Source organism: Nocardioides sp. HDW12B, assembly GCF_011299595.1.
GTDB lineage: Bacteria > Actinomycetota > Actinomycetes > Propionibacteriales > Nocardioidaceae > Marmoricola_A.
Genome location: NZ_CP049867.1, coordinates 756860 through 770021, shown reverse-complemented (window position 1 = coordinate 770021; position 13162 = coordinate 756860). Strand labels below are relative to the sequence as shown.

The 13162-nt window shown below is 71.5% G+C and carries 15 protein-coding genes and 1 pseudogene; 7 read left to right on the top strand and 9 right to left on the bottom strand.

Annotated features, from left to right (window positions below; translation table 11 throughout):
* Positions 1-2: 2 nt before the first annotated feature.
* Positions 3-1211: an FAD/NAD(P)-binding oxidoreductase gene (locus tag G7072_RS03635; protein WP_206063269.1), complete on the bottom strand. Its 1209-nt coding sequence runs from the start codon at positions 1209-1211 to the stop codon at positions 3-5.
* On the opposite strand from G7072_RS03635, the gene G7072_RS03630 reads away from it, so the two are divergent.
* Positions 1191-1715, top strand: a complete 525-nt coding sequence (locus G7072_RS03630; protein ID WP_206063268.1) for a nucleotide pyrophosphohydrolase — start codon at positions 1191-1193, stop codon at positions 1713-1715. The two genes, G7072_RS03635 and G7072_RS03630, sit on opposite strands and share 21 nt — an antisense overlap.
* Before the next feature lie 25 nt (positions 1716-1740).
* On the top strand, positions 1741-3414 hold the full coding sequence (locus G7072_RS03625; RefSeq protein WP_206063267.1) for a DNA/RNA helicase domain-containing protein: 1674 nt from the start codon (positions 1741-1743) through the stop codon (positions 3412-3414).
* Between the two features lie 13 nt (positions 3415-3427).
* Here the strand turns inward: G7072_RS03625 and G7072_RS03620 are convergent, their stop codons facing one another.
* A complete protein-coding gene (locus G7072_RS03620; RefSeq protein ID WP_166083597.1) occupies positions 3428-4240 on the bottom strand; it encodes a hypothetical protein in 813 nt (270 codons plus the stop codon).
* Positions 4241-4441: 201 nt separating this feature from the next.
* Here G7072_RS03620 and G7072_RS03615 point away from each other — a divergent pair, with 201 nt between their 5' ends.
* The 3 genes from G7072_RS03615 (at position 4442) to G7072_RS03605 (ending at position 6513) form a co-directional block, all read left to right on the top strand.
* Complete coding sequence (locus tag G7072_RS03615) at positions 4442-5896, top strand: HNH endonuclease signature motif containing protein (RefSeq protein WP_166084279.1); 1455 nt, start codon at positions 4442-4444, stop codon at positions 5894-5896.
* 68 nt (positions 5897-5964) lie between these two features.
* Positions 5965-6141: a hypothetical protein gene (locus G7072_RS03610; RefSeq protein WP_166084278.1), complete on the top strand. Its 177-nt coding sequence runs from the start codon at positions 5965-5967 to the stop codon at positions 6139-6141.
* 3 nt (positions 6142-6144) lie between these two features.
* Positions 6145-6513 (top strand): nuclear transport factor 2 family protein, encoded by a 369-nt coding sequence (locus G7072_RS03605; RefSeq protein WP_166084277.1) that lies wholly within the window; start codon positions 6145-6147, stop codon positions 6511-6513.
* Between the two features lie 57 nt (positions 6514-6570).
* Here the strand turns inward: G7072_RS03605 and G7072_RS03600 are convergent, their stop codons facing one another.
* The gene (locus G7072_RS03600; RefSeq protein ID WP_206063266.1) at positions 6571-7125 is read right to left on the bottom strand and encodes a GNAT family N-acetyltransferase; all 555 of its coding nucleotides are present in this window, start codon (positions 7123-7125) and stop codon (positions 6571-6573) included.
* A gap of 45 nt (positions 7126-7170) precedes the next feature.
* A complete protein-coding gene (locus G7072_RS03595; protein WP_166084276.1) occupies positions 7171-8343 on the bottom strand; it encodes an acyl-CoA dehydrogenase family protein in 1173 nt (390 codons plus the stop codon).
* A gap of 64 nt (positions 8344-8407) precedes the next feature.
* On the opposite strand from G7072_RS03595, the gene G7072_RS03590 reads away from it, so the two are divergent.
* Both G7072_RS03590 and G7072_RS03585 read left to right on the top strand, forming a co-directional pair.
* On the top strand, positions 8408-8830 hold the full coding sequence (locus tag G7072_RS03590) for a CoA-binding protein (protein WP_206063265.1): 423 nt from the start codon (positions 8408-8410) through the stop codon (positions 8828-8830).
* Between the two features lie 29 nt (positions 8831-8859).
* A complete protein-coding gene (locus G7072_RS03585; protein ID WP_166084274.1) occupies positions 8860-9315 on the top strand; it encodes a hypothetical protein in 456 nt (151 codons plus the stop codon).
* A 31-nt stretch (positions 9316-9346) separates the two neighbouring features.
* On the opposite strand, the gene purE is transcribed toward G7072_RS03585, so the two are convergent.
* The 5 genes and pseudogenes from purE to G7072_RS03560 all read right to left on the bottom strand — a co-directional run bounded on the left by purE (position 9347) and on the right by G7072_RS03560 (position 13150).
* Complete coding sequence (gene purE / locus G7072_RS03580) at positions 9347-9862, bottom strand: 5-(carboxyamino)imidazole ribonucleotide mutase (protein WP_166084273.1); 516 nt, start codon at positions 9860-9862, stop codon at positions 9347-9349.
* Positions 9859-11052, bottom strand: coding sequence for a 5-(carboxyamino)imidazole ribonucleotide synthase (locus G7072_RS03575; RefSeq protein ID WP_206063373.1), 1194 nt, complete (start codon positions 11050-11052; stop codon positions 9859-9861). Before G7072_RS03575 ends, purE begins: the two co-directional genes overlap by 4 nt.
* A gap of 182 nt (positions 11053-11234) precedes the next feature.
* A pseudogene (locus G7072_RS20250) lies at positions 11235-11465 on the bottom strand (helix-turn-helix domain-containing protein); the annotation flags it as partial.
* 193 nt (positions 11466-11658) lie between these two features.
* Positions 11659-12615, bottom strand: a complete 957-nt coding sequence (locus tag G7072_RS03565; protein ID WP_240917134.1) for an adenylate/guanylate cyclase domain-containing protein — start codon at positions 12613-12615, stop codon at positions 11659-11661.
* Positions 12581-13150 (bottom strand): PH domain-containing protein, encoded by a 570-nt coding sequence (locus G7072_RS03560; RefSeq protein WP_166084270.1) that lies wholly within the window; start codon positions 13148-13150, stop codon positions 12581-12583. Before G7072_RS03560 ends, G7072_RS03565 begins: the two co-directional genes overlap by 35 nt.
* Positions 13151-13162 lie beyond the last annotated feature (12 nt).

Here is a 13162-nt window from a genome sequence, read left to right as displayed (position 1 = left end):
GGTCAGACCCTGCCACGCAGGATGCGGCGGTAGTAGACCTGCAGCAGCCCGTAGCGGTCGAAGAGCCAGGTCGAGCGTCGCGGCCTGGTCAGGTCGACGAAGGGCGCCGACGGCGAGCTGCGGCCCTCGCGGTCGACCTCGACGAGCAGGAGCCGCTGCCGGCTGGTCGTGATCGGCATGACGGTGTAGCCGTCGTAGCGGTGCAGCTCGGCGTCCGCGGCGGGGCCTCCGGCGTTGTGCACCGCGGCGAGGTTGTGCGCCAGCACCTTCACCTGGTCGCGGAGCGCTCCCCCGGACGACCGGGTGCCGTGGTTCGCGACGTCTCCGAGGGCCCACACATCGGGGTGCCGGTGGTGGCGCAGCGTCTCGGGGTCGACGTCGACCAGTCCGGCGGGGCCGGTCCCCAGACCGGCGTCCTCGACCCAGCGCGGGGCACGGTACGGCGGCACGACGTGGGCGAAGGCGACGTCGTCGAGGGTCTCCTCGCCGTCCGGCGTGGACAGGGTCAGGGACCGGTTCGCGGCGTCGACGGTCGCCACCCGGCTCGCGTGGTGCACCTGCACGCCGTACGACGCCAGGATCGGCTCGAGCCTCTCGTCCGCCTGCGGGACGTCGAGCACCGAGTCGAAGGGCGTGACGAGTCGGACGTCGAGGTTGGCCAGCACGCCGGCGCGCTGCCAGTGCTCGCAGGCCATGAGGAGCGGCTTGAGCGCGGTCGCGCCGCACGGGGCGGGCTCCGGCGGGATCGTGAAGACGACCGTGCCGCGTGCGAGGTCCCGCAGCGCCGGCCACACCCGGACCGCACTGGTGTCGACGAAGGTCGACCCCGCCCACCCCGCGTCGTACGCCGCCCGGAGGCCGGGCACGGCGTCCCAGTCCTCGGGGAGACCGGTGGCGAGCACGAGGGTGCCGTAGCCGAGGGTGCGGCCGCCGCCGAGCGTGACCGTCCGCGCCCCCGGGTCGACCGAGGCGACATCGTCGCGGACCCAGGTGGCGGCGGACGGGAGCACCTCGTGCTGGGCGCGCTCGAGGTCGGCCGTGGTCGCCTCGCCGGAGCCGACGTAGTTCAGCAGCGGGCGGTAGCGGTGCACCTGCCGTCGGTCGACGACCGCGACGTCACGCGCTCCGTCCTTCAGCAGCTTCGCCGCCAGGGAGACTCCGGCGTTGCCGGCTCCCACGACCAGGACCTCGTGCCGCTCCACGACGATCACCACTCATCCGCGCGACCGAACGCGCTCGCGTCGGCAGCGGTCCCGAGTGATGCGCTGCCGCTCTCGACGGTAGCCCGCGCGTGGGTGGGCACCGCGTCCGAGCTACGCGCGGGGCGGCGGGCCACCGGTGGCGTACGTCGCTGCGAGATGCGGTTGCTGCCGCCGTACGCTGAGTCTGTGTTCGATGAATCTGCGATAACGGCTGTCCGCGACTTCATGGCGGAGCGGGACTGGGGCCAGTTCCATTCGCCTGCAAGCTTGGCGCGCTCAATCGCTATCGAGGCCGGCGAGTTGCTCGAGTGCTTTCAGTGGTCGGACCACGCAGACCAGGGCAAGGTCGAGGGCGAGCTGGCAGACGTCCTGACGTACTGCCTTCTGCTGGCCGACACACTGAAGGTAGACCCGAGCGCCGTTGTGCTGGCCAAGCTCGAGGAGACCAGGCTCAAGTACCCGATTGAGGTATCACGGGGGAACAGCGAGAGGTATGACCAACGTTCGGATTGAGCACCTACCGTTTGACCGTCACCACGTGAGCTCCTGGGCCGCGCGCGGACGCCGGCATCGGGACTGGCCGGTCGTCTACACCTTGAACGACAAGCAGCAGGTCTACGTCGGCGAGACCCTTGCCGCAGCAGGACGTCTCCGCCAACACCTGGATGCCGGGACGAAGACCCACCTCGATCACGCTCGAGTCATCATCGACCAATCGTTCAACAAATCAGCGTGCCTGGACCTGGAGGCTTTCCTGATCCGGCTCTTCGCTGGCGAGGGCCAGTTGGAGGTTCTCAACGCGAACGTCGGGGTGGCCAACTCCAACTACTACCGCCGCGAGGACTACCGCCAGTCCTTCCGCGAGATATTCGACCTCCTCCGCGACGAAGGTCTCTTCGCGACGTCCATCGAGCAGATCCAGAATTCCGACCTCTTCAAGCTCTCGCCGTTCAAGAGCCTCACTGCGGAGCAGTCCGAGGCCGTCGCCTCCATCGTTCAAAGCCTGCTTGCCGATCTGACTGGCAGCTCAGGGGGAACCAGCGTCGTCGAGGGCGACCCTGGGACGGGCAAGACCGTCGTCGCCGTGTTCCTCATGAAGATGCTGCGCGACATCGGCGCTTGGGACGGGCGCCCTCTGGAGAGCGAGAGCCTCCTCGAAGGCCTCTTCACCCTGGAGAACGCTTCCCGCTTGGCTGGGCTGCGGATCGGGCTCGTCGTACCTCAGCAGTCCTTGCGTTCATCGATCCGAGCGGTCTTCCGGAACACCCCCGGGCTCGACCGAGACATGGTCCTGTCACCCTTCGACGTCGGGCAGAGCGATGAGCCCTGGGATTTGCTCATCGTTGACGAAGCGCACCGGTTGGGGCAACGGTCGAACCAGACGTCTGCTGTGCGCAACCGGGACTTCGTCGACATCAACGTCAAGATCTTCGGGCAGGACTCCCCCGCGCACACGCAGCTGGACTGGATCAAGCAGATGAGTCATCACCAGCTTCTCCTCGTAGACGTCAGACAGCGTGTGAAGCCCGGTGACCTGAGCGTCGCTTCGTTGACTGCCGAACTGGACGCGGCTCGAACCACAGGTCGGCTTCACCGGTTGCGGTCGCAGATGAGAGTGAGCGCGGGTGGTGACTACGTCAGCTACGTACGAAGTGTGCTGAGCGACGCTCCGCCGGCCACGACTCTCGACTTTGGTCAGTACGACGTGCGGTTCTACGACGACGTCGAGCAGATGCTGGTGGCCGTGAAGGCGAGGAACCGTGAGCACGGACTCGCACGGGTACTCGCCGGTTATGCGTGGGAGTGGAAGAGCAAGCGTGATCGCACCAGGGTTGACATCGCATTCGGAGATATCCAGCTCCGCTGGAACACCACGATTGTCGACTGGGTCGATTCACCGCGCAGCGTGGACGAGGTGGGATCGATCCACACCATCCAGGGTTACGACCTCAACTACGCCGGCGTCATCATCGGGCGGGACCTCAGGCTCGACCCCGTCACGAATTCCCTGCGCTTTGATCGGAATCACTACTTCGACAAGAAGGGCAAGCAGAACAACCCGGGACAACGACTCTCAGACGACGACCTGCTCGAATACGTCGCGAACATCTACTCGGTGTTGCTCACCCGCGGGATTCGTGGCACCTACCTGTACGTCGTCGATGAGCACCTGCGCGAGTACATGCGCGGCTACTTCACGCCTAGCGACTGACAGGACTCGGCTCTCAGACGAAGATCGCCTGGTCGCGCAGGGCGTCGACGGTGGCCGGCGAGAGGTCGGCGTACACGGCGAGCTCGTCGAGACTGGAGAAGCGGCCCAGCCTCGCGCGGGCGTCGAGGACGCGATCGGTCTCGGCGCGCGAGAGGCCCGCGAAGCGCCCCAGCTGGTCGCCGGGCATCGCGTTCAGGTCGAGCAGCCCGCCGTCGTCGACGTTGCGCGGGAGGTCCGGGCGGCCGAGCAGCATGGTCCGGGCCAGGCCGGGATCGCTCGTCGCGATCTCGCGGTACTGCTGACGCAGCCGGCGGCGGGCCAGCCCCTCCTCGACGGCCACCAGGGGCTGGTCGGGCTGGGTGTTGCGCACCATGATCGCGACGGTCACCGAGGCGATGACGTTGAGCAGGAACGTGGCCGAGGCGACGTCTCCGATCGTCCCGGTCAGGACGCCCTCGCCGTCCTTGTCGCCGAAGAAGGCCAGGATCCACACTGTCCCGCTGAGCGAGAGCAGGACTGCGGCGATGCGGTACATCCGGCGGCGGAACGGGCGGTCGTGCGGTCGCCGGCGGGCGGCGTACAGCGGCGGGACGAAGCCCGCCATCCCGCACGTCCCGGCCGCCACGGCGACCATCGCGGTGCCGTTGCCGGTCGTCGGGGGCAGGGCGTACGGCGCGGCGCCGTCCGGTCGCGGCGCTGGACGGTCCTCGACCCAGAGCTGCCAGCCGGGCGGAGCCGGGCCCCACTCCGGGTCGGGGTTCCATCCCGCCGGCGGCTGCCACCCGGGGGGCGGTGGCGGCCAGTTCGGCGGTGGGTTGAAGCGCACGACCGTCCCCCTTGCTGCTGTCCCGGAAGCGGGCAGCGTAACGCCGGGCCGTGGTCGGACGGGCCCGAACCCCCGTCGTGGAGGCCGAGCCGTCGTCCGTCGTGGGTGGGTCTCGAGGCCGTCGAGAACTCCGACCGGATCGGTTCGGGAAAGCGGCTCCTGCGGGCCGATCCTGTCGGTGGGCCCTGGAAAAGTGACGTCATGGAGCCACCCACCGCGGACCAGCAGCCGACCGGCGACGGCGCCGGTGTGTCGGTGCCCGGTGTCACGACAGCTGGTTCGCGGCAGCGCGGACGCAGCCCGGTGGGCAGCCGCTCGCAGCGGATGCACCGCTTCTCCGGTCGTCTGCTAGCCGCTCTCGACGACGCAACCGCGGGTGGGGTGGAGAACGTCGCCGTGGGGTGCCTCTCCGCGCGGGAGGCGGCCGAGACCGTGCTCGAGCTGCGCGAGGTCGTCGCGCGGCTGCAGGGTCTCGAGCTGGCCGTGCTCGCCCACGCCGACGCCCGCAGCGTCAGCGCCGAGGTCGACGGCCCCACGACGGTCGACACCGCCGCGTGGCTGGCCCACGCCGGCCTGACCGATCCCGGCGCCGCTCGCCGCGAGGTCCGTTTGTCGGCGGCCGTGACCGGCACGTGCACGGCGACGGGCTCGGCCCTGCTGGCCGGCGACATCGACACCGCCCAGGCAGAGGTCGTCGTGTGGGCGCTGGACCGGCTGCCGGGCTGGGTCACGTCCGACCAGAGGCTGCTGGCGGAGAAGACGATGCTCGACGAGGCGTTGCGCCTCGACGCCGGCCAGCTGCGACGACTGGGTCGACGCCTGCTGGCCGTGATCGACCCGGACGGCGCGGAGGAGGCAGAGGCCCGGCGCCTGCAGGCCGAGGAGGACGGCGCCGCGCGCTCGACGATGCTCTCGCTGTGGGACGACCGCCACGGCACCACGCACCTCTTCGCCAAGGTGCCGACCCGCCACGGGCAGATGCTGCGCAAGGTCATCGAGGCCATCGCCAGCCCTCAGCTGCCGGACGCCATCAGCCGGACAGCACCGACAGCACCGACAGCACCGACGCCGTCGGGCGCCGGCCTCGAGTCCGGGTGCGACGTGCCGCCGCTGCCACCCCGCCCGGTGCCCGAGGTGCTCGGCGAGGCGTTCTGCCGCCTTCTCGAGACCCTCGACCCCGACCGTCTCCCGACCAGCGGCGGGATGAGCGCCCAGGTAGTCGTCACCATGACCGTCGAGACGCTGCTCGGCGGGCTCGCGACGGCGACCATGGACACCGGCGCCGAGGTCTCGCCCGGAGAGGCGCGCCGCATGGCCTGTGCGGCCGGGGTCATCCCCGCCGTGCTCGGGGGACCGTCGGAGGTCCTGGACGTCGGCCGCCGGCGTCGTCTGCACAGCAGGCCGCAACGCCTCGCGATGGCGGTCCGCCAGAGCTTCCGTTGCGCCGCCGAGGGTTGCACCCGCCCGACGTCCTGGTGCGACGCCCACCACCTGGTCCCCTGGAGCGCGGACGGGGAGACCTCGCTCGACAACGGGGCCCTGATCTGCGCCCGGCACCACACGATGGCCCACCACCCCGACTACCGCCTCGAACGCCGGGCGGGGCACCGGGTCAGCATCAGCCGCACACCGCGCGGATCGCGCCTACGCCAATAGCGAGGCACAGGTCCGTGACCGCCAGCCAGGCCCTTGCGGACCCCACGAACCCGGGCCACACTCGAACCATGTCGAAGCCCGTGGACCGGAGCACTGTCACTGAGGCTGCTCCCGAGGCCTTCCGCCGCCTGCCCGAGGCGATTCGTGTCGAGGACACCGTGACGTCGATCCGTGGGGACTCGATCTTCGACCACAGCGGCGACGACAACGCCCTCATCGCCGCTGCTCTCAAAGCGGGCGGCTGATACGTGAGCTCTGCGCGTGCGGACGGCGTGCGAGCCCTGTACCAGTCCTTCAACGAGCGCGACCTCGACGCCGTGCTCGCCACGATGGCCCCCGACGTCGACTGGCCCAACGGCTGGGAGGGCGGCCGGTTGCTCGGGCGTGACCAGGTGGCGGACTACTGGAGGCGACAGTGGCGGGAGATCCGTCCGACCACGGTCGTGGGTGCCATCGACGAACGCGCCGACGGCACCGTGGAGGCACGGGTGCGCATCGTCGTGCGCGACCTCGGAGGGACCGTCCTGGCCCGCTCCGACGTGACACACGTCTACGAGTTCGACGGTCCTCACGTACGACGCATGACCGTCGAGGAGGGCGCTGCCGGGCGGAGCTGACCGCGCCCTCCACCTGCGCAGGGACACCCTCCATGGAGGGGCACGACGATGATCGGGTCAGCCTGGCGGATCCTCCGGACGTGCCGGTCGGCCCGACCCGGGCTCAGTGACGACCGCGGCCTCGAGCACGAACGCGAGCTCCTCGACGCCGTCGTCGGACGCAGGTGCCAACGCCTCCTGCTCGCGGTCGCGCCGGAAGCCGCACTTCTCCAGGACGCGGATCGAGCCGACGTTGTGGGCGGCGACGTGGGCGTGCAGCGGTCGGACCGGCACCTCGTCGAGCAGCCGGCTGAGCGCCTGGGAGGCGACGCCGCGGCCCCACCAGTCGCGCCCGATCCAGTAGCCGAGGAAGTACTGGCCGCCGTCGGGCCAGCAACCGATGTTGCCCGCGACCTGGCCGTCGGCGACGATCGTGCGCGTCACCAGGGAGCCGTCGGCGCGGAGCCTCGCCCAGTGCGCCTCGACCTGGTCCCGGTCGCGGGCGGGAAACGCCGCCATCTCGACCGCCAGCGGATCCGCCTGGTGCTCGAAGAAGACCTCGACGTCCTCGTCCTCGACCCGCCTCAGACGTACGACGGGCGTCCCGTCGTCGGCACCGGTCACGTCACTCACCGCGCCATTGTGCAGCGCGCGCACCGCGCCGCCCAGGCCCCGGCCTCAGAGCTGGGACTGGATGCCGCCCAGCAGCTGGCGCGCCATCACGATCCGCTGCACCTGGTTGGTGCCCTCGTAGATCTGGGTGATCTTGGCGTCGCGCAGCATCCGCTCGACCGGGTAGTCGCGCGTGTAGCCGTAGCCGCCGAGCACCTGGACGGCGTCGGTGGTCACCTGCATCGCGACGTCCGAGGCGAAGCACTTCGCGGCGGCGCCGAAGAACGTGAGGTCCTTGTCGCCGCGCTCGGAGCGACCGGCAGCGGCGTACGTCATCTGGCGCGCGGCCTCGACCTTCATGCCCATGTCGGCCAGCAGGAACTGCAGGCCCTGGAAGTCGGCGATCTGCTTGCCGAACTGCGTGCGCTCCTGGGCGTAGCCGAGGGCGTAGTCGAGCGCTCCCTGCGCGACACCGACCGCCTGCGCGGCGATCGTCACGCGGGTGTGGTCGAGAGTCTTCATCGCGGTCTCGAAGCCGGTGCCCTCGGCGCCGATCATGCGGTCGCCGGGGATGTGGACGTTGTCGAAGTAGACCTCGCGCGTCGGCGAGCCCTTGATGCCGAGCTTCTTCTCCGGGGCGCCGAATGAGACGCCCTCGTCGCCCTTCTCCACCACGAAGGCGGAGATGCCGCGGCTGCGCTTCTCGGGATCGGTGACCGCCATGACGGTGTAGAACTCCGAGACGCCCGCGTTGGTGATCCAGCGCTTGACCCCGTTGAGCACCCAGCCGTCGCCGTCGCGCTTCGCGGTGGTCTTCATCGCCACCGCGTCGGAGCCGGCGTCGGGCTCGGACAGGCAGTAGGAGAAGCCGCCCTCGCCTGCGGCGAGCTTGGTCAGGTAGTGCTTCTTGAGCTCCTCGGACCCGGCGATCTGCACCGGCAGCGAGCCCAGCTTGTTGACCGCGGGGATGAGCGAGGACGACACGCACGCGCGCGCCACCTCCTCGATCACGATGCAGGTCGCGAGCGCGTCGGCACCGGCGCCGCCGTACTCCTCCGGCACGTGCGGGGCGTGGAAGTCCGAGGCCTGCAGGGCATCGGACGCCTCCTGCGGGTAGCGCGCCTCCTCGTCCACCGCGGCGGCGTACGGCGCGACCTTCGCGTCGCACACGTCGCGCACCGCCTCACGGATGGCGCGGTGCTCCTCGGACAAGGCGTAGAGGGGGTACTCGTCGGTCATGAGGACGATCGTACTCGCCGGTAACACCCGCGCCGGTCGTGGTCCACGGGTTAGGTTCGGCGTCATGATCTCGGAAACCCGACCTCCGTGGCTCGACCCGGAGGCCATGCGCTTCATGCTCGAGGACTGCCGGACGTGGGCCGTCGTGGGCCTGGCCGACAACCCGAGCCGTACGGCGTACGGCATCGCCAGCTTCCTGCAGCAGCGCGGCAAGCGCATCGTCCCGGTCCACCCGCGGGCGGAGACCGTGCTCGGCGAGCAGGGCTACGCCACGCTGGCCGACATCCCCTTCGAGGTCGACGTCGTCGACGTCTTCCGCCGCTCCGAAGCAGCCGGTCGGTTCGCCGACGAGGCGGTGGCGATCGGCGCCCGCGGGATCTGGTTCCAGCTCGGCGTCACCGACACCGCCGCCTACGAGCGCGTCGCCCAGGCCGGCGTCCCGATGGTCATGGACGCCTGCCCCAAGCTCGAGTGGTCCTGGGGCTGAGCCCGGCCGTGAGCCCCGCCGTACCGTCCGTGCGGTGGCCCACGCGGACCCGCGCCGTGGTGACCGCCGCCGTCGTGCTCCTGCTCGTCGCCGGCGCGCTCACCGTCACCACCGTCCGGTACGGCGACGGGGTGAGCCGGCCCCTGGCCCTGCTGTGGACCTACGCACTCATCGGAGCGGGGTTCGCCGGGTGGTCCGTCCACCGGCAGCGGCTCGCGGCGGACCCGCACTTCTACGAGCGCCGGCGGCTGAACGAGCCGGCCGAGCGGGTCCAGCGCCGCGGCGGGCTCGCGGTCACGCTGCTGGTGCTCCTCGTCATGCCGCGCGACCTCACCCGCGCCGAGCAGTGGGGCATCACGGTCGGGGCCGCGTTCCTCGCCTACCTGCCGGTGCACCTGCTGACGAAACGGCGGGACGCCCGCGCCCGGCTGTGGGGCCGGCCGCGACCGCTGAGCGACCAGGAGCTGGCGCAGCGCCGGGACTGACCCGACGCCGGCCTAGAGGTCGGGGCTGAGCTCAGAAGCCGGCGGAGCGCTTGCCGCCGTCGCGGACGGTCGCGCCCTTGGCACGTGCCGCGTCGGCCAGGTCGGCCTGGAAGGCCTCCATGCGCGCCCGGAGCGCGTCGTCACCCGTCGCGAGGATGCGTACGGCGAGCAGGCCGGCGTTGCGGGCGTTGCCGATGGCCACCGTGGCGACCGGGACGCCGGCCGGCATCTGCACGATCGACAGCAGCGAGTCCATGCCGTCGAGGTAGGCCAGCGGCACCGGCACGCCAATGACCGGCAGCGGAGTGACCGCGGCGAGCATGCCCGGCAGGTGGGCCGCTCCCCCGGCGCCGGCGATGATCACCTTGATCCCGCGCCCGGCGGCCTCCCGGCCGTAGGCGAGCATCTCGTCGGGCATCCGGTGCGCGGAGACGACGTCGGCCTCGGCGCGCACGCCGAGCTCCTCGCACGCCTCGACGGCGGCCTTCATGGTGGGCCAGTCCGAGTCGGACCCCATCACGACCCCGACCAGCGGCTGCTCGCTCATTCGCTCTCCTCGCCCAGCTCCCCGGTGAACCACGCGGCCGCGTGGCGGGCCCGCTCGGTCACCTCGGCCAGGTCGTCGCCGTACGCCGTCACGTGGCCGACCTTGCGACCGGGCTTCACGCTCTTGCCGTAGAGATGCACCTTCAGCCGGGGGTCCCGGGCGAACACGTGAGGGTATCCGGCGTACAGGTTCTCCGAGAGGGGTCCGTGGTCGCCTCCGAGGATGTTGACCATCACCGTCCACGGCTGCCGGGTCGCCGGCGAGCCCAGAGGCAGGTCGAGCACGGCCCGCAGGTGGTTCTCGAACTGCCCGGTCACCGCGCCGTCCATGGCCCAGTGCCCGGTGTTGTGGGGCCGCATCGCCAGCTCGTTGACGAGGACCCGCCCGTCGGTGGTCTCGAAGAGCTCGACGGCCAGGATGCCGGTCACCCCGAGCTCGCCGGCCACCGTCATCGCGATCCGCTGCGCCTGCACGGACAGCTCCTCGTCCAGGTCCGGCGCGGGGGCGATCACTTCGGCGCAGATGCCGTCGCGCTGCACCGACTCCACCACCGGGTAGGCCGCCACTTGCCCCGAGGGCGAGCGGGCCACCAGCGCCGACAGCTCGCGGCGGAAGTCGACCTTCTCCTCGGCCAGCACCTGCACGCCGGCGGCCTCGGCCGCGTCGAACGCAGTCACCGCGGCGGCCTCGTCGGCCACCACCCACACGCCCTTGCCGTCGTAGCCGCCGCGCGTCGTCTTCAGCACCACCGGGAACCCGCCGACCTCGGCGGCGAACGCGCCCACCTCGGCGGGGTCGGCCACCAGCCGGTGTGCCGGGCAGGGCACGCCGAGCGCGGTCAGTCGCTCGCGCATCACGCCCTTGTCCTGGGCGTGCACGAGCGCCGCCGGACCGGGACGGCACGCGGTGCCCTCGGCGTCGAGGCGCTCCAGGATCGGCGTCGGCACGTGCTCGTGGTCGAAGGTCACCACCGAGCAGCCCGCCACGGCCTCCCGCACGGTCACCTCGTCGCGGTAGTCGCCCACGAGCGTGTCGCGCACGACCTGCGCCGCGCTGACGTCGGGCCCCTCGGCCAGCAGCCGGATCTCGACGCCGAGCCCGACCGCGGCCTGCGCCATCATCCGCGCCAGCTGACCACCGCCGATCACGGCCAGCCGCGGCGGCCCGTCGGTCGCGGGGTGAGCGGGCACGGGGTGTGCGGGCACGGGGGTCTCAGGAGTCGCCGTCACGGCGCGAGCCTAGTCAGCGCGCGCGCCAGGCTCGGCACGCGTCCGTCGTACGACGTGCGCGGGTCGGCTCGTCCGCCTCAGCTGGCGCGCGACTGCGGGCTGGTGCCGGGGCTCACCCCGGGACGCCGTGGCGCCGCACCGGTCTCGAAGCGCAGCCCCTGGCCGCGCACCGTGGTGATGAGCGTGGGGTTGCGGGTGTCGTCGCCGAGCTTGCGACGCAACCAGCCGAGGTGGACGTCGATGGTCTTGCCGCTGGTCCAGAAGGTGGTCTGCCAGACCTCGCGCATCAGCTCGTCGCGGGTGACGATCACCCCGGGGCGGCGGATGAGCGCGTGCAGCAGGTCGAACTCCTTGCGGGACAGCCGCACCTCCTCGCCGTCGCGCCAGACACGACGATGCACCGCATCGACCTCGACCCCTTGCACCGACTCCACGCCCCCAGGGTCGGGCCCCGAGTCGGACGAGGCGGACAAACAGCACGATCTGGTTCGATCGGACTACCTCGTGTCCCCCAGGGGAGAGGACCCGGGCCCTCCTCCCGCCGCGAAGCCGGCCGATCAGCGGTGCTCAGCCACCCGCTCGGACGGCGACCGGCTCCACCAGGCCGAAGCCGCGCAGCGGGCGGACGCTGAGCCGGCGGGTCTCGAAGCGGTCGGGAGACAGCCCGGCCGCAGTCGCCTCGTCGACGATCACCCGGTTGCGCCGGGCCACCGCCGTCAACCGTGCCGCCAGGTTCACCGGGGGGCCGAAGACGTCGCCCATGCGGGTCACGATCTCGCCGCTGGCCAGCCCGAGCCGTACGTCGGGCAGCCGCGGGTCCCCGCCGACGACGTCGACCATGCCGAGGGCGATCCGCACGGCCCGGTCCGGCTCGTCGGCCACGAAGAGCACGGAGTCGCCCAGGGTCTTGATGAGGCGGCCGTCGTGGGAGGTCACCACGTCGCCGCAGCGCGACTCGAACACCTCGACGAGGTCGCCGAGCCGGTTGACGTCGAGCTCGTTGGACAGCGCGGAGAACTTCACGAGGTCGGCGAAGCCCACGGTGACGGTGCTCGTGCTCGCGTGCTGGTCGGTGGCCGGGTCCGCGTCCAGCCGGCCGAGCGCGGCGGCCACGTGCCGGCGCCAGGTGTGCAGCAGCACGCCCTCGAGGGCGTCGCCCACCTCGGCCGCCAGCCCGACCGGGTCGCCGGAGGGGTCGGCACGGTGGGTCAGCGCGGCCACGTGCCACTCCGCCATCCGGGCGACGTTCTGCCCGACCGGGCGCACCAGCCGCACGAGGGTGTCCACCGCGACGTCGCTGCCGCCCGCCTCGACGAGCGTCCGCAGCGTGGCGACGTCGTCCTCGGTGTAGCCGGGCACCTCGCCGGCGTAGGGCAGGCCCAGTGCCATCCAGAAGCGCCGGGCGTCCTTCTCGCTCAGACCGACCGCGGCCGCGACCTCGGCGCTGGTGTACACCGGCCGGTCGGGGGGCGGCTGGTCGCGCGCGCCCTCACGCTCCGTCATCGCCCCGGTCACGGTGGTCACGGCGTGCGTCCCGGTCGTAGCGGTCGTCCGGCCGGTCGCCCGAGAGCCGGTGGAGCTCCTCGGCGACCACCATCTGCACGCGCTCCACGCGGGGGATGTCGTGCAGGGCGACCCGTCCCTGCTCGCTGGCGTCGGAGACCACGAGGGTGCCGCAGCCGAACATCCGGTCCACCACCCCGACCTCGAAGTCGACGCCGCTGATGCGGTTGAGCGGGATGGTCCGACCCTCGCGGGCGATCATCCCGGTCCGCTGGATGAAGCGGCGGTCGGTGAAGGTGTAGGAGGTGAAGTACCACCGCAGGAACGGTCGGAGCACGAACCACACGAGCACGACCGCGGCGACGACGCCGACCGCGATCTCCAGCCCCCGGCGCGTGCCGTCACCGTCGACGCCGGAGACCTGGGCGAGGAGGTACGCCGCCGCGAACGCCGTCAGCAGCAGGACCAGGACCGGGACGAGCAGGACCTTGACGTGGGTGCGGGTGTCGACGACGACGCGCTCACCCTCGTTGAGGAGCTTCGCGGAGATCGGCACGGCAGCATCATG

Bases quoted from the DNA above. Each gene is read 5' to 3' on its own strand.
- G7072_RS03595 (WP_166084276.1), bottom strand. From the start codon at position 8,343: ATGACCGACGAGTACCCCCTCTACGCCTTGTCCGAGGAGCACCGCGCC.
- G7072_RS03590 (WP_206063265.1), top strand. From the start codon at position 8,408: ATGATCTCGGAAACCCGACCTCCGTGGCTCGACCCGGAGGCCATGCGC.
- purE (WP_166084273.1), bottom strand. From the start codon at position 9,862: ATGAGCGAGCAGCCGCTGGTCGGGGTCGTGATGGGGTCCGACTCGGAC.
- G7072_RS03615 (WP_166084279.1), top strand. From the start codon at position 4,442: ATGGAGCCACCCACCGCGGACCAGCAGCCGACCGGCGACGGCGCCGGT.
- G7072_RS03610 (WP_166084278.1), top strand. From the start codon at position 5,965: ATGTCGAAGCCCGTGGACCGGAGCACTGTCACTGAGGCTGCTCCCGAG.